This is a genomic window from Gimesia fumaroli, assembly GCF_007754425.1.
Taxonomy (GTDB): Bacteria; Planctomycetota; Planctomycetia; order Planctomycetales; family Planctomycetaceae; genus Gimesia; species Gimesia fumaroli.
Genome location: NZ_CP037452.1, coordinates 2150644 through 2173353 on the forward strand (window position 1 = coordinate 2150644; position 22710 = coordinate 2173353).

The window sequence follows — 22710 nt, forward strand, 5'->3', positions numbered from 1 at the left end:
TAGAAAAAATGTCACAAGACGAAACTCTCTTCCATTTCGGATCTGATGTTGATACTTATCCGCTGGATCAGCCCCTCGTTCTTCGCTCTGGTATCGCAGTCTTTACAGACGATTGCGAAAAGGTGGATGAATCTGGAGATGATGTCAAATTTCTGAAAAGCTTACCTGAGATAGAGGTATGGTATGGTGCAATTACTCCCAGCGTTTCCCCTTTTCTAGCAGTTACAACTCCGGTACAGACCAGACTCCCTACAGCACGACGTGTTCTTGAGCTGCTGCGAGCGTCATGCTTTGAGAGTGAGCACATTAAATCACTTGATGTGGTCAATATCCCATTCCCCGGCTACCATCCTCGCACGAAAAATGACGAGATCCATTCTGACCCCCAGGAGCAATGCCTCTTCGCAAAAGATGAAAAGGATCAATATGAACTGGATGACAACATCAACGACCCAGAATGGAGACTGCGCGACGAGCAGTCTAGGGGATGTCATGCCTCTCTCCGCGCTGCTGTGCTCGAAAATCATCTCTACTACGTTCAGATACATGCCAAACCAAAGGTGTATGATGGCTCTGAGTATCGGGAGTATGTCATCGTATTTGCAGTCGGCGTTTCGCGAGCGTCTGGAAACTTAATTGGTATGGTGAGTTTCCAAGTCTGCCACAACCTCTGTGACTAGTTAGTGTTTCTTAATTTTTATTGATGATCAATAAGAGGGCAGAACCAATCCTGTTCAGCCTGGTTGTTACTGTCAGTCATAAAAACGGGACTTGGTATCTCGTCCCCTCTTAATGGCGATTCATGGGTAAGCCCGAATTGCATTCGGGCCGAGCGCAGCGAGCAGGATGTTCCAGTGCCAGCTTGCAATAACATGAAGGCGCCGAGTCAAAGTCCATGTCCATCAGAAATACCTTTCTCAAACGATGGTATTGTGACCTCCTGTTGTTTGCAACAACCCCGAATTATATTCGGGGCCGCCTAAGGCAGATGAAATCAATCAGCACTGATGCGTCGCCGATTTCGCTTTTTTCGATCACTTTTCCCCTCTCGTGCTTCATTCTCCCCTCAATCGATCTCTATAATAAATTAAATTAATTTATTCCGGCGTGCCAAATCGCCCTTTATCAATCCCACCTGAGACCTCAACAGGACCCTTTCATGCCGCTGTACTCCTCTTTGAAACCGCTTCGATGGACGATCATACTCACTGCTGTTTTTTCAGTATTCCTGATCAGTCTGACAGTGAGTGCAATTTCAGCTGATAAAACGGAAGATGCGAAACCCAAGGTCGATTATTCGTCCGAGATGCCCCGCATCTTGCCACGGACGCCGGCCGAAGCACTGAAGTCGTTCAAACTGCACGATGATTTTCAGATCGAACTCGTTGCGTCGGAACCATTGGTCCGTGATCCGGTCGCCATGTGCTTTGATGAGCGCGGGCGTGCCTACGTCATCGAAATGCCCGAGTACAACGATGCCAACAAAGAGGGCTACAGTTCGGTCAAACTCTTCGAAGATACCAACGGCGACGGTAAGTTTGACAAGAGTTATCCCTTCCTGACCGATATGACATTGCCGACCGCCGTGATCAGTTATAAAGGGGGCGTCTTTGTCGGCGCACCCCCTTATGTCTATTACTGCAAAGACACGGACGGCGACCGCAAAGCCGATGTCCGCGAAATCGTGATGACCGGCTTCGGACGCGATAAAGGGGACGAAGGCATGATCAATTCGTTCCGCTGGGGACTCGATAACAAGATTCATTTTTCCACAGGCACCGATGGGGGTGTGATTACTGTTGCCGCCGACAAGGAGAAAAAAACGTACAACACCCGGGGGCGCGGCGTCATTCTCGATCCCGAAACCCGTACGATTGAACTTACTACAGGCGGCGGTCAGCATGGAATGAGCCTGGGGATCTGGAATCGCAACTTCGTTTGTTCGAACGGCGTTCCCATGCAGGTGCTGATGTACGATGACCGTTATATCGCCCGCAATCCCTATCTGGCACCGCCGGCAGCCCCGGTTTCCATTGCTCCCGGCGGCAAATTTACAAAACTGCTCCGCATCAGTCAGATTGAACCCTGGCGCATTCTGCGAACGCGATTGCGTGCCCAGAGTGCGAAAGGGGATTATGAAAAAGGGAACCCATCCGGTTACTTCACGGCGGCCACTGGGGTCACCGTTTATCGGGGCGATGCCTGGCCTTTAGAATTTCAAGGCAACATTTTTGTGGGCGAGCCCGCCAATAATCTGGTCTATCGCGCCGCGCCGAAACCCGACGGATTGTCTCTCGTCGCACCGCGTGCCGATCAGGATGCGGAATTTCTGGCCTCGACCGATGTCTGGTTTCGACCGGTCCAGTTTGAAAACGGACCCGACGGCGCGTTGTACGTTCTCGACATGTACCGCGAGCTCATCGAAGGCGCGCCCTTCATCCCGGAAGACATTCTGAAACACATCGATCCGATTGGCGGTCAGGAAATGGGGCGCATCTATCGCATCGTTCCCAAAGGCTTCCAACAGCCGACACTGCCCGATTTCGAAACACTTTCCTCAAAAGAACTGGTCGCGTTATTGGAAAGCGATAACGGCTGGACTCGCGATACTGCCCAGCGTCTGTTGTTCGAACGTCAGGATACCTCCGTCAGCAATGATTTAATTCAACTGGCAAGAAAATCCGGCAAGCCGATTACCCGGGCAACCGCACTCTGGTCGCTGCAAGGGACAAAATCACTCGATGAGGGGACGCTGCTCAAAGGGCTCAAGGACGAGAATTTTCAAGTCAGAAAACAGGCCTTGCAGATCGCAGAGCAGTATGCAAACTCAGCTAATATTCAGAAACAGATGCTGGCACTGGCCAGTGATCCATCGCTGGAAGTCCAGTATCAGGCCGCTTTTTCACTGGGCGCTTTTGAATCCTCAGCACGCAGTCAGGCACTCGCTGATCTGCTGACACGCCATGTGGATAACAAATGGATGCGCATGGCCGTTCAGAGTTCTCTGAACGAGGGAGCCGGTGAAGTCTTTGAACTCCTGGCGAAGAATCCAACGTTACTCAAGCAGAAACCGGCTCAGGCATTTCTTATCTCGTTGGCAGTGCAGATAGGAGCGCAGAAGGATTCAGAGAACGTAAAGAATCTCCTGGCGTCTCTGAAATCGTTGCCGGCAGCAGATCAGAAACTGGCCGAAATTTTATTCCGCAATTTGCTCTCTCGCGCATCGGGAACCACGAAAACGGTGATCGCCCAATCGTCCAGCGAACATACGGCGAAGCTACTCAAAGGAATGATGCAAACCGCGATTCAGCAGGCTACCAATGCCAAACTGCCTGTAAAAGCCCGCGTGGATGCCATTCCGACATTGAGCATTGGGAAATTTGACGATACCGGGGATGTCTTCGAAGAACTGCTTACCGTTCAGCAGCCTCTGCCAATCCGCCAGCGCGCCATCACAACGCTGGGGCTGGTCAACGATCCTCGAGTTGCCGCACTGCTCATTGAGTCCTGGCCGGGCTTCAGTCCGCAGCTGAGAATGAGTGCGGTCGAAACTCTGTTTTCCCGTAAGCCCTGGATGGTGAGTTTGCTCGATTCGATCAAGGCAGGCAAGATTAACCCCGGCGATATCAGCCCCGAACGGGTCCAGTTGTTAAAGACCAATCCGGACAGCAAAATCAAAAAACGGGCCGATGCCCTGTTTCATAATCAGCGATTAACGGGGCGCTCCGATATCGTCAAAGAATATCAGGCCGCGCTCAAACTCAAGGGAGATCCCGCGAACGGCAAGCTGGTGTTTAAGAGAGCCTGCTCTGCCTGCCACCGTCTGGAGAATGTCGGCGTGCAACTCGGTGCCGACTTGAAAGCCATCAAGGATCGCGGCACGGAAGCGGTTCTGCTCAATATTCTCGACCCGAACCGGGAAGTGAAGCCACAGTATGTGACCTATCTGCTCGTCACCACGCAAGGCAGAACGATTACGGGACTGATCAAAGAAGAAAATGCGAACAGCATCACCATCGCCCGCGCCGATGGAACACAGGATACGGTGCTCCGCATTGACATTGATGAAATGATCAGTTCGAAGCTCTCCTTCATGCCCGAAGGACTTGAAAAGCAGATCAACAAACAGGAAATGGCCGACCTGCTCGCTTATCTGAATGCGACTAAATAGTCGATTTTCTGAGAAAGCGAGTCAGGTCACAATTCGCACGAACCCTCGGCGAAATTCGCTCGGCGTCTGTCCGAAGCGGCGGCGAAAATGAATGGTAAATCGGGAAGGATCGGCATAGCCGACCCGCGCGGCAATCTCGTGGATGGGACGATTCGATTGTCGCAGCAGATTCGCTGCTTTCTGTATACGCAGTTCAATCAGATAGTCGCTGAATCCCAGCCCCAATGTGTCGCGGAACAGACGCGCCAGATGGCCTGGACTGCATCCGGCGATCTGCTTTGCCAGTTCCGGAAGTCGAATCGATTCATGGAAATGAAACGCCAGATACGCACAGGCGCGGGATAAGGGATCGCGAGGCAGAGATTGGTCGTGGGTGGCATCAGCCAGCCGAAACCAGATGGCATCCAGATGAGTCAACGCTTCCTCTTCCGCTTCTTCCACACTGCCGGCGACAATCGCATCTACCAGCGGTCGATGTGATTCAAATAAAACCGAAAGATCGGGCCAGCATTCTTTGATCGTTTTAATGCGGAACGCATTCTGTGCCTCAAACGCGGCCTGCCACGACTGAGCTAAACCCGGTACATCAGCCAGTTCGATGATTGCCTGATGCAGCCCCCGGTCATCATTGGTAAAGCGGCGATAATCTCCTTTTTCGGATGCGGTTTGCAGTTTTTGAAACCGCTTGAGTAACTTCTGGGGATCGCTGCCTTGCTGTACGTTTTCTGCTGCATAACGCGCGGCAAAACTTTCCAGCGTCGCACGCAGTCTGGTTACGGATTTCATTGGTGTCTGATTCATTGTCTCTGTTTTTCGAATACGTCCTATGTGAATTCGCGCGCCAAACTGCATCTATACAATATTGTATCCGTTTGCACAGAAAGTAAAATGGATGGTTCCCGGGACTGCTTGTGAAACTGAGTTTAAGTAGAATGAGAGTCTACATCCATTGAATGAACGCGCTAAGGAATCTCTGATGAAACCGATCTTGATAATTCTCGTCTGGTTACTGATCCCGCTGACCGGATTTGCAGAGCAGAAGCTGCTCCTGCAACGTGATTTTGAAACGGAGTCCGTCGGAGAACCGCCTCAGGGCGGGACGGCATTTCTTCCCGGTTCGAAACCCGACGTCAAGGTGGTGGGATTGGGCGCGAAGCAGTCATCTCGGTGCCTCAAAGCAGTGCGTTCGGATTCCGGAAGGCTGACCGCGCTCGCGTTTGAGTTTTCTAAAACACAGCAGCGAGTTCTTATTGAACTTTCGTTTGCGTTTTCGCCGGGCAAAGGGCGTTCGTTGAATCTCTGGTCCTTCGAGCCAAAGGGACAGGATGCCAGCCAGTTTAATCTGTGTATTCAGAATGGTTCGTTGCAGCAGTACGACGGACGCACTAAAACCTGGCAAGTGATTTCGCGCAATGTAAAGCCATCAACCGATGCGGACCATCCCGTGTGGCATCGCCTGAAGATGGTCTTTGATGCGAAGCAACCGGGAATTGATTTCTGGTTGTCCAAACCGGGAACGCTCTCTTTACCGAAAAAGCCCACAGGCACACTCCACACATATCGTACCAATCTGGATATCGCAGGCATCGCACTTGTGTCTGGCAAACGTTTGGCACCGGATGCCTGGTATTATGTTGATGACCTGATTATGCAGGGGGGGCGACAGATCCCCTCGCCGGGAATGGTCAAACCGGTGCCGAAACTGGTGACGCTTTGGACCGGTCCACCGATTCCGGCTGACTTCGAAAAAATTCCCTTCGTACCCGGAATGACGCATCAGACGATTCACCGTGCTACGAAAGACGGTTATAAATTTCTGCACGGCGCCGCCATCATCGCCTACAAGGGAACGTTATACGCGAACTGGGCCAACAGTCCGAAGAATGAGAACGGTCCAGAGGAAACACTGCAGGGACGTCGTTCGAACGATGGCGGCAAGACCTGGTCGGATCTGGAAATAATCGGCCCGGGCTTCGAAGGCTCCGATCGCCACAGTCATGGCGTATTGCTGGTTCATCAGGGGAAACTCTGGGTCATCTGCAGTCGGTTTGGGATCGGCAAACCGGCAAAGCGATTTCCCGGCTTGCAGGCAGAAGCGTTTGTTTTGAATGAAGCCACCGATGCATGGGAGTCACAGGGTATTGTCATGCAGAACTGCTGGCCTTATGACGAACCGGTGCGCATGGAGAACGGAAATCTGATTACCGGCGGACAGGACAAAGATGGCTTGCCCGTTGTCGCCATCAGTCACGGAGATGACCTTACTCATTGGGATACCGTGTTGATTCCGTTTCCGCCCGAGTTGAAGCCCTCCTTTGCCGAAACCACGGTGATGGCAAACGGGAAAACCGTGCGGGCCATTATTCGCGGCGGCGCGGGCGTGGCCTGGATTGCGACCAGCGACGACTTTGGCCGGAGCTGGTCTCTCGCAGGGCAGAGTAATTTGCCCATGCCGCGTTCCAAAGCCTACTTCGGCAAATTGAGCACGGGACAGGAATATCTGGTTTCGAATTTGAAGAACCGCGATGCATTGGTGATTTCCGTGAGCAGGCCAGGGGAAACCACGTTGAGTCGGATGTGGAAGATCCGTCACGGCAAGTCCGGGCCTCCCCGCTTTACCGGTTTCGCCAAAGGCAAGCAGTGGTCGTATCCCTATGCCCATGAGCACGATGGAAACCTCTGCGTCGTGTATTCCATCGGCAAGGAAGATTGTGGCCTGTCGATTCTGCCCATTGAATCATTGCAGGTCCCTGCAGATTCAAACTCTGAACAGTAAAAACCAGCGTTTTCTTTTTTCGGCGCTCTTCTGAAACTCCCTTAAAGTCTTTGAGATTCCCACATCGAAAGATTCGGGATCGCAGTGCGCGAATACGGCGCAAACTGATTTCGCGAAATTTGAAAATGGTCTGCTTGTCAAAGCAGTCCGTCATTCTAAGGTTGCAACAGTAAAGAAAATTGAGTGGCCACTTCATGTTTCAAAACGTTCAAAAACTGAGTTAATAACCTCCCCTCATTGAAGGAGTTCGTTAGATGAAACGCTTATTAAAGACATCAGTGGCATTCGCGACGATATTAGCTGTTTCGTTTTCAGCCACGTTCACCCATGCCGCTGAGAAAAAAGACATTGTCGATACCGCTGTCGCCGCAGGTTCTTTCAAGACACTGGCGGCCGCATTGGGGGCCGCTGATCTCGTAGACGCCCTGAAGGGCGAAGGACCATTCACCGTTTTCGCTCCCACGGATGCGGCATTCAAAAAGCTGCCGGCGGGTACAGTGGAAACTTTGTTGAAGCCAGAGAACAAAGACCAGCTCATCGCGATTCTCACGTACCATGTTGTACCGGGGAAAGTCGCCTCTCAGGATGTCGTAAAATTAAAAGGGGCTAAGACTCTCAATGGGCAGCGCGCCGATATTCAGACGCAGGACGGGAAGGTCAAAGTTGACGGTGCCAGTGTGGAAGCAGTTGACATCGAGTGTTCCAACGGCATCATCCATGTGATTGACAGTGTGATTCTCCCCAGTGATAAAAACATCGTCGTCACCGCCTTGGAAGCAGAAAAATTCAAAACACTCCTCGCGGCGGCAACAGCAGCCGGTCTGGCAGATGTGCTTGCGAATAAAGGGCCGTTTACGGTCTTTGCTCCCACCGATGAAGCGTTCGCAAAACTTCCGGAAGGTACTGTCGCCAGTCTCTTGAAGCCGGAAAATAAAGAAAAGCTGGCAGCGATTCTGAAATACCATGTCGTGGCAGGACGCGTTTACTCCGAAGATGCGTTGGCTGCGGGCAAAGCGAAAACACTACAAGGCAAGAAGGTGAAAATCAGTGCTTCGAACGGTGTCGCTAAAGTAAATAGTGCGAAGTTGCTGGCAACAGACATCGATGCATCAAACGGCGTGATTCACATCATCGACACAGTGATCATGCCTCCCGATGGTAAGAAACTCAGTGCCTCTGAAGCGTGCGAGAAAATCAAGCACACAGTGGCACGCGGGGCCAATTTGTATAATCACGGTCATTATGGCGAAACAACAAAATTATACAAAAAAACGATGCAAACCATGCTGAACAGCGTGGATAACATGCCGGAAGAAATTCGCGTCAATATGAAGCAGGCACTAACCCACTCTGAAAGGATGCACTGTGCTTCACAGCAGGCATGGACTCTGCGACATGCCTTAGATCATGCTTACATGCAAATGTCAGCACTCTAAATGGAAAGTACTCTTCCGTTCTGAGCTCCCGTGGTCATGGCGTAGACTGCGGGAGCTTTTTTATTTCCAGGTGAGTAACGCGTTCAGTCAATGTTTGAAACCAATGCCTGGATGGAAACTTCCAGCTTTCCAGTACGAAACATCGCCACAATCGCGACGTGCTCATAATAAATTTTCATCGGATCGTGTGGCTGCTGAAATCCTTCCAGGAAGTGACGCCGCAACCGGGAGACGAGTGTGATCCAGATCGACATCAAACCCTGTTCTGGTGATTTCGCGACAATCGACTGATGAAACTTGATGTCCAGTTCCGCGAGTTGGACATAGTCATGCGTTTCACAGGCGACTTTCATCTCATCCAGAATCGATTCCCATTCCGCGAAATCAGATTCATCCAAGTCAGAAAAAATCGATTTCAAAGCAAACGATTCGACCGTCTGCCTGAGTGGGATGACCAGCTCCTGCATCGAATCAGAAGAAGAGGGCGCCACGCGCACTCCACAGTTCGGTTTCGACTCCACCATGCCCTCGTGAGCCAGTTGTTTGAGGGCTTCTCGAATCGGCGCCCGGCTGACCTGGAACCGCTCGGCTAAACTCACTTCGCGTAACGGTGTACCGTCTTGAATTCGACCTGTTATGATTTCCATCCGTAGCAGGTCTACAATTTCTTGCTTCTGATTCTGTGCTAGCTCGGTTTGACTCATTAGGCACCGCTTCTTTGTCTCTGGCTAAAGGGCTGAGATTCTATTGTTGATCCCATTTCAGACAATTGTAAACAATATTGGTCTAAGAATCCAGTTCTGGTTGGGAATAATAAAGAGTGCCATTTTGGGTTAATGTATTCTATTAATAGTGTTACATGTTTTCGTTGCTGACGGTGGTGAAAATCGCTTTTGGTTAAATTGTATACAATTAGGAATGTCTTTAGTTGACAGGCAATATTACTTCCGCCAGACTAAAAGAGATGATGTCATGTTGACTTCCGGGAAGTTGTTCGCGCTCGCCTGGTTTGGCTGTGGAGATATTTAGATGACTGTTTCGTTTCCTCGATCCCCTGAAAGTAGCTCAACAAACTTTGTTTTAAAGTCGTTGGCGCTATTGTTGCTGACAGTCAGTGGCAGCTTTACTCCTTTTGCCTCGGCGGCGGAACCAAAAGCGAATTTTGGAAACCGTCTGGTCTATCTCGATCAGGATGATCCCTATTACGTCTCGCAGAAATTTCCTAAGCTCATCACCCCCCAATGGTATGGCGACAAAAATGTCAAAGCCGTCTGCGTGCTCGCCATTGATGACATGCGCGACATTAAGAAATACGAAGCCTATCTGCGACCGATTCTGGAACGACTCAAAGAAATCAATGGTCGTGCCGGCGCGAGCATTATGACGTGCCGCGTCGATCCGAACGATTCCCATTTACAGAAGTGGATCAAAGAAGGAGTGAGCATTGACGTACATACCTATGACCATCCCTGCCCGCTGTTAAAGGATCGCGACTTCGAAAAAGCCAAGGGGACCGTAGATCGTTGTATTGATCTATTGAATGAGATTCCCAACAGCCAGCCCGTTGCCTATCGCATGCCTTGCTGTGATTCATTGAATACAGTCAGCCCGCGATTTTTTACCGAGATCTTTAACAGCCGCTCACCCCAGGGAAACTTTCTACAAATTGACACGTCGGTTTTTCATGTCTTCACGGCCAATGATCCCGAAGTACCCAAGGAATATGTGCTTGACGCCGATGGGCAGGGCAAAGTTGAAAAGTACGTTCCCACCGATCGCGGCTTTGTGAATACGATTTTTGACTATCCTTATCCATACCCCATCTCGCGACTCTGTTGGGAATTTTCCTGCGTGACCCCCAGTGACTGGTCGGCCCAGCATCGACAAAAGCCATTCAATCCGCTGACCGTGCAGGACTGGACCGCCGTCCTGGATGCAACCGTGGTCAAACAGGGCACATTCAACCTGGTCTATCATCCGCATGGCTGGATCAGCAACGAACAGATCATCAAACTGATTGACCATTCCGTAGAGAAACATGGCTCGGCCGTCCAGTTCCTTTCGTTCAAAGATGTGCTCGAACGGATGAATCAAAATCTTCTGGCAGGCCAACCGTTACGAAGTGCCAGCGGCGCTGATAATGGCGTACGACTTCTCGACCTGAACAACGACGGTTTTATGGACGTTGTGATCGGCAACGAACGCGTTCAGAAAACCCGCATCTGGAATCCGAAGCAGCAGGCCTGGAGTGAATCCGGTTTCCCTACACGACTGGTTTCTCAACCAGATTCCGAAGGGAATCAGGCCACACGCGGTCGCTTTGGTGTATTGGATGGGGAAGTGATTTTGTTAACACTGACGCCCGAAGAATCCTCCGCCTGGCGATTTCAAACGGGAGGTTGGGTAGAAGACAAACGGTTGCTCGCAGGCTTACCGACAGGTAAGGCGGCTCTGTTCACACTCAAGGACGCCATTGATCAGGGAGTCCGATTGCGAGATTTGAACAATGACGGCCAATGTGAACTCATCGTTTCCAGTCCGTCTCAACAGGCCGTCTTTGCCTGGTCTGAAGCCGATTCCTGCTGGCAGAAACTTCCCCGGGCACTCCCGGCAGAATCAACCATCGTCGATGGGCAGGGCCGCGATGCAGGTTTGCGCTTCGCGGATATCAATGAAGATGGTTTTGCGGATGTTCTCTTTTCCAATGAGGATCGGTATTCGCTGCATCTCTTCACATCATTAAAAGAGGGATGGAAAAAAGTTTTTCAGAAGCAGCGTCTGGATGGCGACGATATGCCCGCGATTTCACGAAATGGTACTAATAACGGTGCCTGGTTTCATTCAAAACATCTCTGGGTACAAAATGAAAATACAGCCAAGATGAAACATCTGGTTGCGGGTAAATCGTTTGATGAATTATTGGAAGAAGGGGGGCCACAACCCAAGTCACCTGAAGCGGCCTTAAAATCGATTCAAGTCAAACCGGGCTTTCATGTCGAGCTGGTCGCAGCAGAACCACTGGTGCAGGACCCGGTCGCCTTTGACTGGGGTGCGGATGGAAAACTCTGGGTGGCAGAAATGGCCGACTATCCGCTGGGTGTCGATGAATCAGGGGAATTCGCCGGCCGCGTGCGTTATCTGGAAGACACCAACGGCGATGGAAAGTACGATAAATCAACTCTGTTTATGGAAAAATTAGGCTACCCGACGGGAGTCATGGCCTGGAAGGACGGCGTGATTGTGACCACCGCGCCGGAAGTCTTTTATGCGGAAGATACAAACGGTGATGGCAAAGCCGATCGGCACGAATCACTATATACCGGTTTCGGTGAAGGCAATCAGCAGCATCGGGTGAATGGCCTCCGCTGGGGTCTCGATAACTGGATTTATCTGGCAAACGGAGATTCCGGCGGCGAACTGATCTCGGCAAAGACAAAAGAGAAACTGAAGCTTGGCCGTCGTGATTTGCGGATCAGACCTGATGTCGGCTTGATGGATCCGCAGTCGGGGCAAACCCAATTCGGGCGGGAACGGGACGACTGGGGCAACTGGTTTGGCAGTAACAACAGTAACCCCGCCTTTCATTACGCACTGGCAGACCATTATCTGCGACGTAATAAGAATCTGATCGCTCCGAATGCGAAAGTCCAGGTTTCCATTCAACCGGGGGCGGCGACGGTCTTTCCCATCAGTCGCACTCAGAAACGCTTTAATGATTTAAACAAAGTCAATCGCATTACATCCGCCTGTGGCTTGTGTTTTTATCGCGATCAATTACTGGGACCGGAGTTTGTTGGTAATTCTTTTATCTGCGAGCCCGTTCACAATCTGGTGCATCGGGAAGTTGTTTCACCCAAAGGAACTACTTTCACCAGCCAACGTGCAAGAGACGAACAGAGTTCCGAGTTCATGGCGTCAACGGATAACTGGTTCCGTCCCACCATGGCGCGCACGGGCCCTGATGGAGGCTTGTGGGTCGCTGACATGTATCGACACGTGATTGAGCATCCGCAATGGATTCCCAAAGCGATGCAGGAAAAACTCGATCTGCGGGCCGGGAAAGATCAGGGCCGGATCTACCGCATCGTCCGCGACAATACGCCGCTGCGTACGGTTTCCCGTCTGGATCAGCTGAATAACGCCGAGTTGGTACAGGTTCTGGAAAGTCCGAATGGGACACAGCGCGACATGGCACATCAGTTGATGGTCAGCAGAAAAGATAAGGCGGTCATCCCGGAATTAAGGAAAATGGTGCATCAAGGTAAATCTGCCACCGCCCGCCTGCATGCGTTGTGTGTTTTGGAGGGGGTGGGGCAGGTTTCGAATGAAATCGTGTTAGCCGCTTTGAAAGACAAGCATCCCGGCGTGCGCCGCCATGCGATTCGGATCAGCGAATCAAAGTTGAACGAATCTCCGGAAATCGGGCAGCATTTACTGCAACTTGTCAGCGATCCAGATCCACAACTGCAAATGCAATTGGCCTATACTCTCGGCGAGTGGAACGCACCGCAGGCGGGGACGGCGTTAGCACAAATGGCGCTCGCTCATGATGACGATGCCTTTTTGCGTACCGCCATTCTGAGCTCGGTCGGTAATCATCTGGATTCATTTACGAAAGCCTTTTTTCAGGAGCTGAACGGCAAGCAGCCGCCCACACAGATTTTCAACTCTTTGATCACGATGGCGGTTTCCGCGAATCAACAACAGGCGCTTGCACAAATCTATGAAAGGGTAGGCCAGCGTTCGGCTGGGAAACCGTTCGAATCATGGCAGTTTCAGGCAGTTGCGACATTGCTCAATTCATTGAGCCGGCGGAATCAGACGCTTCCTGAATTTTATCAGCGAGCAAATCCACGTCTGCAGACAGCCCTGGATCAATTAAAGCTGCTGTTTCAGGAAGCCCGCGCCGTTGCCGGCAACGAAAGTACGTCTGTCGAAAACAGAAAGCAGGCATTACCATTACTTGGTCGAGGATTTGAACAGCAGGAGCAGGGTCTGGAATTACTGGCTGATATGCTTTCACCGCGCAACTCGCGACAGCTCCAAAGTGCGGCGGTACAGTCACTCACGCAGTTTGGCAGCCAACGCACGCCTGAAATGTTGCTTGAACGCTGGAAAAGTTTTGGGCCTGGCTTACGTGTGGAAGTGTTGAATGCGTTGTTAAGTCGTCAGGCTTGGGCCAATTCTGTGTTAACTGCTATGGAGCAGAAAACGATTCTGGCTTCCGACATTGATGCCTCCAGCCGACAAATTTTACTGAGCCACAAAGACAGTAAACTGCGTGAAAAAGCAAAGACCTTGCTCGCTTCTTCCATCGATTCCAATCGAGAAAAAGTGATCGAAAAATATTCTTCGATTTCTTCACTTAAAGGGAATCCCAAAGCCGGACATCAGATTTTTGTCAAACGATGTTCCGTTTGTCACCAACTCAATAAGGAAGGCAAACCGATTGGTCCTGATCTGTCTGCGTTAACAGATAAATCAGAGCGGGCCTTGTTAACGGCAATTCTGGATCCGAATCGGGCCATTGAAAGTAAGTACCTCAGTTATCTCGCCGTCACCGTGGATGGTTTGACCTTCAATGGCCTGCTCGCTGCAGAAAGTGGAGAGAGCATCACGCTGATTCAGAACGATGGGAAACAGAAAACCTTGCTGCGTGATGATCTGGATGAATTGTTGAGTACGGGCAAGTCCTTGATGCCGGAGGGGCTTGAAAAAGATGTGACGCACCAGGATCTGGCCAATCTGATCGCCTATCTGAATACGGCTGAACCGCCACGAAAAACATTTGTCGGGAATGAGCCGGCGATGGTCGAAGCCGAAGCACTACGCGGCGATTATTTTCTGATTCCGCAGCTTGCGGAGATTTACGGCAATACTCTGAAATTCGAGAACAAGTACAAAAACCTGGGATACTGGCAAAGCGAAAATGACCGCGCGGTCTGGATGTTGAATGTTCCCCAGTCCGGGAAGTACGATGTCTATCTCGAATTTGCTGTTCCCAAAGAAGCCGGCAACCGGGTGTTACTTGAAGTGGCGGGGCAGCGTCTTTCCTGGGGTGTGCCGGGAACAGGGAGTTGGGACGTCTATCAAAGCCGAAAAGTCGGCACTATCAACCTCCCCGCCGGAAAACCAAGGTTTACGATTCGCAGTGAGGGAAAGATCAACAATGCTTTATTAGACTTGAAAACGATTCGCTTGCGTGTTTCCAGTCAGAAGTAGATCTTTCGCCCCGTAGCTGAGTTCATTCCCGTTCAGGAAACACAGCGTTTCGCTCTGAATACGTTTTTTAATGCCCGGCCTGTTGCGCAGTGATAAATTCTTGCGTTCCTGCAGGTTATACCGATTGTATGCTCAACCGATTACCTGTGATCCAAGCGAAGAAAAGTTCGATCGATCTTGGAATAATCGGTGGAAATAAGGTGTAAACGCCAACATTCTGCCGTTATTGGGGGTAGTTAAGATGAGATCAACCTGAAGATTCAAATTATGTTTCCACTTTTCAGGGATATTACGCTGACTTTCACAAAAAACGATTGCGTAAATTTTTTTTATACACGATGATTCTGTATATCTATAAATACCTCATTTTTTAATATCAGTAGAAATTGTGGTCAACCAGCGATTTCCAATGAGGAAAGCGATGGCCTATGAAATGGATTTCATACTCATCAGGCAGAATAGTCAGAATGTTTTGTCTCCTGTATCCCTGTGTAAGACAATCGATCTGAGGGAAGTCACAAGTGTCGGACGAAGGTTTTAATAATCGTGCCAGTGAAGAAGAAACCGTAGATGAATTTCCGCCTGTTGATATCAGCCAGGAAGAAACGGTCGACGAAATTCCGCCGATCAATATAAATGAAATCGATAAAACGATGATTGGCGCCGATAGCGGCGCGGAGAAATCAGGTAATCAGCCGGTTGGTCCTTCAGCAGACAAAGCAGCAGCGTGGATTGGACGTCAATTAGGCAAATACCAGATCACCGGCCTGTTGGGGCAGGGAGGTATGGGAGTTGTTTATCAGGCGCATGATTCGACGATCGAACGTGACGTCGCAATCAAGTTGCTGCCGGCAGAACTGGCTTCTGATAAAAAAATGCTGGATCGCTTTCTGGCAGAAGCAAAGGCGGCAGGCCGTTTAACTCATCCTCATGTGGTGTCGATTCATGAGATCAGCCAGGAAGGCGATGTCTATTTTATCGTGATGGAGTTGATGACCGGCGGCAGTGCCGACGATCATCTGGAGTCAATCGGCCCTTATTCTCCCCTGGAAGCGACTCGCATTATTGCAGATGCCTGTGAAGGGCTGATGGTCGCTCATACTTCCGGCCTCGTTCATCGGGATATTAAGCCGGGGAATTTATTGCAGTCAAAACATGGGACCATCAAAGTTGCTGACTTCGGCTTAGCCAAACGGGTGATTCAGCAGTCACAGCAATTGACTCAGGACGGGCAGCTGATCGGAACGCCTTACTTCATGAGCCCCGAACAATGTGAGTCGAAAACGGTTGACAATCGAAGTGACATCTATTCGCTGGGAGCAACTTATTACACACTGCTCACCGGCGATCATCCCTATGAAGATGCCGGCAGCATTGTACAGATTATGTATGCTCACTGTCATGCCGATGTGCTTGATCCGCGGGATGTGGATTCTAAGATTCCGGATAAGTGCGCCGCGATTATTCAGAAAGCTATGGCCAAAAAACCGGATGATCGCTACCAGACAGCAGAGGAAATGCTGACAGACTTAAAAGCCGTGGAAACCCAATCCGAACGATACGGCGATACGAAAGTTCTCAATCAGGACGAACTCAAGGATGTCTCAAAACGTAAAAATGAAACGTCACACTTGCAAGGCAAAATTTTTAATGCGGTCATTTTTACAGTCACATTTCTGTTGTTAACTCTGGTTCCCTACTATTTCTGGACGAACAGAGAACAGCATGAGACGACAGGACAACCCTCCAAAGCAAGTCCAGCGAATCAGCCCCTCGCGCAAGGCATCACTGCCGACAAAATTATTTTAGGCACATCAACTGCCATGACAGGGGCGAATAAAGAGCTGGGCAGTAATATGGTGATGGGCATGCAGGCCTGTTTCAAATCGGTGAATGCATCGGGCGGCATTGGTGGCCGCAATCTTGAACTGATTGTCAAAGATGATGGCTATGAGCCTGATCAGGCACACAAAAATATGCACCAACTTTTTGAAGGCGATAAAGTATTTGCCGTGATCGGAAACGTGGGAACTCCGACTGCAGAAGTAACCGTCCCTTATGCCAATGAAAATAAATACCTCTTCTTTGCGCCATTAACCGGCGCACGCAGCTTGCGACGTGATCCTCCCGATCGCTATGTGTTTAATCTGCGTGCCAGTTATGCTGACGAAACAGAGGCCATGGTGCATTATTTTGTAGAAAAGAAACGTGTGTCTCCGGACAAAATCGCAGTCTTTGCGCAAAACGATTCTTTTGGTGACGATGGTTTTGCAGGCGTTGCCAAAGCATTAGAAAAATACAAAATACAGCCAGAAAATATTCTGCGTGTCGGCTATGACCGGAATACCACACAAATTACAGAAGCCGTCAAGACCATCGAACAGAATCAAGACCGTGTTGAAGCGTTGATCATGGTGGCGACCTTCAAGCCGGCTGCGTTGATGGTTCAGCAAATCAAGGATCGCAAACTCAACATACAGGTGGCTGCTGTTTCTTTTGTCGGCAGTGAGCTGCTGGCGCAGCAGTTCAAGGAAATGGGGGCTGATTATGCTGAAGATGTGATTGTGACTCAGGTCGTACCCTATTATCTCTCCAGCGCAAGTGGTGTGTTGCGATACCGGGCGGCTATGAAAAAGTTCTACCCCTTGTCAAAACCAGGCTTTGTTTCTCTCGAAGGCTTCCTGGCTGCGGAATGTTTTGTGGAAGGCTTGAAGAAAACGGTCTCATCCGGAGAAGCCTTGACCACGGAGAATGTCATCGATTCTCTGGAACAGATCAAAAATCTGGATCTGGGGATCGGGCCAATTATCAATTTCGGGCCGTCACGGCATCAGGCATCTAATCGCGTCTGGGGGACCATATTGGATAAGAAAGCGCAATACAAAGAGCTGGAGATGCAATAACTCCTTTACTCTTAAAGCTTTGCGGCTGATTCTCAAAAGGAGAATTGACTGACTGTGGAACGAAAAATCAGCAGTTCTGCAGTAGCAATTGTCCTCCTACACACGTTATTGAGAAGACGCTGGCTTTGTAATTCAGCGCCCCTATTTGGCTCATTTTTGCGTTTCTGCGCAGAATTGGGTGTCATGCCGCACTGTCATTGCAGTTTGCCTGTTTTGAGAGTCTGCTGTTTCTGATATGCCAGAGCGAACTTGCGTTGGACTGAAACTAAAATCATCAATGAGAACCGAGACTTCAGAATGTCGTAAAGGGCCAACATGAATTCTGAGAATCGAACAGAGATAATTTCAACAGATGTCGTTGCTACCGAGTGCATCACTCTGGAAGTGCTGGCGAGCCAGTTTGTCGATGAGCATCGGCGGTGGTTAAATCCTTCTATCGAAACTTATGCCCTGACATATCCGGAATATGCTGTTGAGATTCGTGAGAGTTTCCCCGTCTTGATCGCGATGGAACAGTGGAAGGGGAATCAGGAGTTTTCCAGTTTGCGACGGCAACTTCCTGAACCGGCCAGTATCAAACAGCTGGGGGATTGCCACATCACTCGCGAAATCAGCCGTAACCGAACTGCGATCGTATATGAAGCAGTGCAGGGGAAATGGAACCGCCGAGTATTAGTGAAACTGCTTCCCTGGAAATCAGAAATGACGCCACGCTGGCAAGAACGGTTTGAGCGCGAAGCTCGTCTGGTTGCGCGGCTACGTCATCCGAATATCGTGTCGTTTTATAAATCGGGAGAAGATCAGGGATATTGTTATTCTGTCACGCAACAGGTCGATGGGGTTGGCCTGGATCAAATCATTGGGTACTTCGCAGATGAGACTCAGTCTTCTCAAAAGAATACCGGAAAACAGAAATGTCGTGATCAGACAGCAGCCATCGCATGCAGTTTGCAGGAAAATCGCTGGCGTGCCTTTACTGGTATCGCATTACAGGTAGCGGATGCTTTGAGATACGCGCACAGCCGCGAAACGTTACACAATGATCTGAAGCCGGAGAACATCTTAATTGATGCAGCAGGGCATGTCTGGGTCAATAATTTCAGTCTGGCCCAGTTTGCAGAAGGCGCACTCAAGCAGCAGTCGGCAAAGACATTGAGTTACCAGGCTCCCGAACGGTTTCAGGGACAGAATCATGAGCAAAGCGACATTTATTCTTTGGGGATGGTGTTGTATGAACTGGCGACTCTCTCGCTGGCGTTCCCTTTTTCAAATTCAAGCGAACTCGTCGAGCAGATCTTAAATCAGGAACCGTTAAGACCACGCGCACTGAATCCTTCGATCCCCATCGATTTCGAATCCATCATTTTAAACTGCATCACAAAGTCACAGCAGCAGCGGTATCAATCCGTCGAAGCACTCAGTCTCGATCTTGTTCGATTGATTCATGGCAAATCTGTCAAGCGTCGCACAAGCTCTCCCGGCGTTTTCAACAGGAAGTGGTTTCCCTTCTGGAACCGCAATTCAGGTCAGCAGGCAAAATAGAGACGGCATTAATAGAGTCTACCCAAACGAATGTGTCTCATCTGCGGAAGGGAGGCCCGTTCCTGTCACGTGGCCGCGGTGGCTGTCTGTTGTCTCGTGGGCGTGGTGGTCCGTCACCCCGCTGGGGCCGTCGATTTTGTTTAGGCCTGTGACGTACTGCCTCTGGGAATTTGGATTTAAATTGCGCTTCATATTGATTGTATTTATCCCACAGCAGGATGCTATTCAGTTCATCTCCTGAATATTGATAAAGCTCAGAAAGCTTCTCTGTGGCATTCAGCAGGGTCTCATAGATGTCAGCAGACTCTGATTGTGTTTTCTGCCCTGTTTCCAGAATCTTGATGGCATCTTCCATGAGTGGAATTGCTTCTGCTTCACTCCCTTTTCTTTCCAGAATATTTGCCAGCATGATTTCAAACCTGGCTAGCCAGGTTTGATGTTCTGGCACTTCCGGAAATTGGTCCGCGAGTTCTCTCTGTAATCTGATGGCAGTTCTCAACGAGCGTTCGCCTGTATCATGGCGAAGTCGTACTTTGTTTGAATCCGGACTTCCATCAGTCAAAATATCCATTGCATGCGCCAGTTTATTATGGGCATGGATCAGCGAGATTTTGTATTCCGGGATCGTTGGATAATCGGAAACCAGGCGGCTGGCATGTTGAATCGCGTTTTGCAGACGTTTCGCAATGGTCTCTTCAATGTCCCTGGGAGTTGCATTGCGAAGCTCGATTCGCTCATAGGTTTTCACCACAGCCTGTCGATAGTCGGCAACATGCGGATATTCTCGAACCAGGTTCTCCAGAATTTGAAGCACGCGCGCCTGTTTTTCTGTATCCGCCTGAGATTGCGGATATTGATTTGAGATTTGTTCCTGCAGACAGAGGGCCAGTAAGTAGCGATACTCCGGTTTCGCATGATCGGAATTCACTAGCGGCTCCAGGATATCAATGGCCTTCTGCGAGAGAGCCTGATTCGCCTCTGATTCGTCTTCCGTTGCAGGGAAGCGAGGCGCCTGATGAGGAACAGAGTGTAGTTTCACTTGACCGGGACGTACTTTATGCGACATCAGAAAATAGGAACGTGCCAGTTCAAACCGGAGCGCAGGTTGATCCGGGTTTATAGCGAGTTCCTGTTTCAGCAACTGCTCCGCTTTCTGATAGGAATCCTTGGCAGCCGTCAGTTGATTCAGGTACCAGTGAATTCGACCGATTTCATTGAAGAGTGTGGCAATCGTGAGCGGATCTGCTTCAACCGAGTTTTGATTGTACATTTCGAGCGATTTTTGATACGCGGCAAGTGCTGATTGATAATCTCCCAGTCGGCGATGAATGTCGCCGACCTTGTGCTGTGCATTGGCCGCTTTGATTTGAAATTCGCGTTGTGATCCTGTTGATTCGGCCAATTGTTCATAGAACTGAATCATTCCTGCCAGCAAATCAGCTGATTCCCGGGACAAGACCGGTTCTGAATAGTCGGCTGCCGACGCGTTGCTTTCTGTTGACTGGGCACGGCTGGGGACAAATCGATTGAATACGCGATCCAGGGCTGCAGTCGCAAGTTGAGCTGATGCTTCTGCTCGCTTTCGCTCCCGTCGTTCATTTTCAAATCCGACTGCCAGTGAGATTCCCAGCAGTAGCAGCAGGCTTAATGCAATTCCGGATAAGCTGGCAATCGCCGGGTTACGACGGCTCCAGCGCCACAACTGCTCGAAGAGGGTCACGCGTCTGGCACGGATCGGCCGATTTTCGAGAAATCGATTCAGGTCATCTGCCAGGTCGCTGGCCTTTTGGTAACGATGCTTCGTATCTGCTGCAATGGCCTTCTGGATGATCGTTTCCAGATCGCGGGGAATTTCGGGATTGATCCGTCTGAGCGGTGGAATCGCCCCCCGCGTAATCAGTTCGATCATTGCATGGCGGCTGGTGCGTTCAATTGCGGGACGTTTAGTTAACAGTTCGTAAAGTGTAATTCCGAGACCATAGATATCACTCTGGCGGCAGGTTTCGCCTCGAAACATTTCGGGCGCCATATAACCGAGTGTGCCTGCCATGTCGGTGGATTTACTCAGATCGCTCTGTTCAGCCGCACGTGCCAGTCCAAAGTCCGTGATGCAGAGCAGACCATCGCGGTCTAAAAGTAAATTTCCAGGCTTGATGTCACGATGTAAAATACCGCGATCATGTGCATGTTGGAGCGCATTCGCGGCCTGAATGCCGAGCGCTGCAATATTTTGAGGAGAGCCGACATACTTATCAAATTCTGGACCAATGTTATGGGGATGCTTCGGTTCGTTTGGCAGATTCACTTGCGAGTCATCGCTGTGAGAAAGTGAAGTGTCACTGCCGGCCTGTGTCAGAGAATTATTTCCTGCTGCGATCTGTTTCAACTCGCTGTCGACAGCAGTGACCACGATTTTCTGTGTCAGTTCATCCAGACCAACGCCTTCAATCAATTGCATCACATAGTAGTGAAAACCGCTATTCTCGCCGACACCGAAGACCGGTACGATGTTGGTGTGATGTAGTGAAGCCGTCAATTCGGCTTCCCGGCGAAAACGCCTCAGTTGTTTCTCATCCATCAGCGAATGACGCGGTAACAGTTTCAATGCGACCCGCCGATTGAGTGATTCCTGGATGGCTTCATAGACCACACCCATGCCACCTCGCCCAATTTCCCGGACGATTTTAAAGTCACCCAGCTGCTGTGGTGTGCTGGCGCCTAAGGAGACTTTTCCATGAGACTGGTCGGCATGTTTTCCACCTTCCAAAGCAGCAATAGCAGGAAAGAATTCTGCAATCTCACTGGCAAAATCAGGGTGGCGTTTTGCGTATTCAGAAACCTCAGGCTTCTCGCCGTTCCGAATCTGACTGATAAATTCATCAGCGATTTGTTCCAGATCAGGCTGATCCGGAGGCGTCAGATTCTTCGTGGCATGATTTGAATCGGGAGATAACACTGACTGCTGTCCTGTAGATATGGTTCTGCAATTCTATTTGCTACATTGACGGCTGATTACTCTATGATACCGGGAATTTGTACCAGTATGGAGCGTAATCTGGTTAAGGCGCGGAAATATCTCATACTTGCTGTTTTGGGTTCGATTTCAAGTACTTCCGATGCTTCCAGGTTTGATAATTCTTCAAAATGACGCAGCACTAAAATCTCGCGATCAATTTCATTCAGGCTTTCCAGAGCCTCATGTAATTGTGCGGCCAGTTCTTCTTTGAGCGCGGCCTGACTCGGAGACGTCATGTCGCCCAGCAAGACATCGGCGATTTGAAACGAAGTGGATGCGGAAAACACTCTCCGCTTCGCTTTGACTTCTCGTCTGACATCTCGTTTTTGCGCTCCCAGATGACGGCGGTGTACGTCGATCAAAGTTTGTCCGATGATGGTTCGCAGCCAGATGAAAAATGTGGTCGCCGGGTCATTCAGATAATGTTCAATCCGTGTGGCCGCATCGAGATACGCTTCTTGCAGAATATCATCCGCATCAACTCGACCGAGCAGACGCCGATCAAGCCGAAAATTAACAATTCGCCACAGACGGTCTCGGTACTGGTTATATTCTTCCGCAAGCACGCCTTCCGGGTCCTGCCGTAACCGGTTCAGAAAATTCTCTTGATCTTCGTGCTCATCCAACAATTAACGTATCTCCCG

General features: G+C 50.1%; 11 protein-coding genes. 7 read left to right on the top strand and 4 right to left on the bottom strand.

Annotation, left to right across the window (positions count from 1 at the left end; genetic code table 11):
- Positions 1-8 precede the first annotated feature (8 nt).
- Both Enr17x_RS08380 and Enr17x_RS08385 read left to right on the top strand, forming a co-directional pair.
- Complete coding sequence (locus Enr17x_RS08380) at positions 9-680, top strand: hypothetical protein (RefSeq protein ID WP_145307730.1); 672 nt, start codon at positions 9-11, stop codon at positions 678-680.
- Positions 681-1159: 479 nt separating this feature from the next.
- On the top strand, positions 1160-4171 hold the full coding sequence (locus tag Enr17x_RS08385; RefSeq protein WP_145307732.1) for a PVC-type heme-binding CxxCH protein: 3012 nt from the start codon (positions 1160-1162) through the stop codon (positions 4169-4171).
- A gap of 21 nt (positions 4172-4192) precedes the next feature.
- Here the strand turns inward: Enr17x_RS08385 and Enr17x_RS08390 are convergent, their stop codons facing one another.
- Positions 4193-4972 (bottom strand): helix-turn-helix domain-containing protein, encoded by a 780-nt coding sequence (locus Enr17x_RS08390; RefSeq protein WP_198001032.1) that lies wholly within the window; start codon positions 4970-4972, stop codon positions 4193-4195.
- Between the two features lie 175 nt (positions 4973-5147).
- On the opposite strand from Enr17x_RS08390, the gene Enr17x_RS08395 reads away from it, so the two are divergent.
- Together Enr17x_RS08395 and Enr17x_RS08400 are read left to right on the top strand one after the other, a co-directional pair.
- Positions 5148-6947: a sialidase family protein gene (locus tag Enr17x_RS08395; protein ID WP_145307736.1), complete on the top strand. Its 1800-nt coding sequence runs from the start codon at positions 5148-5150 to the stop codon at positions 6945-6947.
- A 254-nt stretch (positions 6948-7201) separates the two neighbouring features.
- On the top strand, positions 7202-8383 hold the full coding sequence (locus tag Enr17x_RS08400) for a fasciclin domain-containing protein (RefSeq protein WP_145307738.1): 1182 nt from the start codon (positions 7202-7204) through the stop codon (positions 8381-8383).
- An 83-nt stretch (positions 8384-8466) separates the two neighbouring features.
- Here the strand turns inward: Enr17x_RS08400 and Enr17x_RS08405 are convergent, their stop codons facing one another.
- On the bottom strand, positions 8467-9087 hold the full coding sequence (locus Enr17x_RS08405) for a GntR family transcriptional regulator (RefSeq protein WP_145307740.1): 621 nt from the start codon (positions 9085-9087) through the stop codon (positions 8467-8469).
- Between the two features lie 325 nt (positions 9088-9412).
- Between Enr17x_RS08405 and Enr17x_RS08410 the strand changes: the two genes are divergently transcribed.
- From Enr17x_RS08410 to Enr17x_RS08420, 3 genes are all read left to right on the top strand, one after another.
- Positions 9413-14605: a PVC-type heme-binding CxxCH protein gene (locus Enr17x_RS08410; protein ID WP_145307742.1), complete on the top strand. Its 5193-nt coding sequence runs from the start codon at positions 9413-9415 to the stop codon at positions 14603-14605.
- A 521-nt stretch (positions 14606-15126) separates the two neighbouring features.
- Positions 15127-17508 (top strand): ABC transporter substrate-binding protein, encoded by a 2382-nt coding sequence (locus tag Enr17x_RS08415; RefSeq protein WP_145307744.1) that lies wholly within the window; start codon positions 15127-15129, stop codon positions 17506-17508.
- A gap of 315 nt (positions 17509-17823) precedes the next feature.
- Positions 17824-19050, top strand: a complete 1227-nt coding sequence (locus Enr17x_RS08420) for a serine/threonine protein kinase (protein ID WP_145307746.1) — start codon at positions 17824-17826, stop codon at positions 19048-19050.
- Positions 19051-19087: 37 nt separating this feature from the next.
- Here Enr17x_RS08420 and Enr17x_RS08425 read toward each other — a convergent pair whose 3' ends face one another.
- Both Enr17x_RS08425 and Enr17x_RS08430 read right to left on the bottom strand, forming a co-directional pair.
- On the bottom strand, positions 19088-22006 hold the full coding sequence (locus tag Enr17x_RS08425) for a serine/threonine-protein kinase (RefSeq protein ID WP_145307748.1): 2919 nt from the start codon (positions 22004-22006) through the stop codon (positions 19088-19090).
- Between the two features lie 56 nt (positions 22007-22062).
- Positions 22063-22695 carry a sigma-70 family RNA polymerase sigma factor gene (locus Enr17x_RS08430; protein WP_145307750.1) on the bottom strand — a complete coding sequence of 211 codons (633 nt, stop codon included), beginning with the start codon at positions 22693-22695 and terminating at the stop codon, positions 22063-22065.
- Positions 22696-22710 lie beyond the last annotated feature (15 nt).

What these genes read in the sequence shown, in the direction of transcription:
- Enr17x_RS08395 (WP_145307736.1), top strand. Translation starts at nt 5,148, where the DNA reads ATGAAACCGATCTTGATAATTCTCGTCTGGTTACTGATCCCGCTGACC.
- Enr17x_RS08400 (WP_145307738.1), top strand. Translation starts at nt 7,202, where the DNA reads ATGAAACGCTTATTAAAGACATCAGTGGCATTCGCGACGATATTAGCT.
- Enr17x_RS08385 (WP_145307732.1), top strand. Translation starts at nt 1,160, where the DNA reads ATGCCGCTGTACTCCTCTTTGAAACCGCTTCGATGGACGATCATACTC.
- Enr17x_RS08380 (WP_145307730.1), top strand. Translation starts at nt 9, where the DNA reads ATGTCACAAGACGAAACTCTCTTCCATTTCGGATCTGATGTTGATACT.
- Enr17x_RS08390 (WP_198001032.1), bottom strand. Translation starts at nt 4,972, where the DNA reads ATGAATCAGACACCAATGAAATCCGTAACCAGACTGCGTGCGACGCTG.
- Enr17x_RS08420 (WP_145307746.1), top strand. Translation starts at nt 17,824, where the DNA reads ATGAATTCTGAGAATCGAACAGAGATAATTTCAACAGATGTCGTTGCT.
- Enr17x_RS08410 (WP_145307742.1), top strand. Translation starts at nt 9,413, where the DNA reads ATGACTGTTTCGTTTCCTCGATCCCCTGAAAGTAGCTCAACAAACTTT.
- Enr17x_RS08405 (WP_145307740.1), bottom strand. Translation starts at nt 9,087, where the DNA reads ATGAGTCAAACCGAGCTAGCACAGAATCAGAAGCAAGAAATTGTAGAC.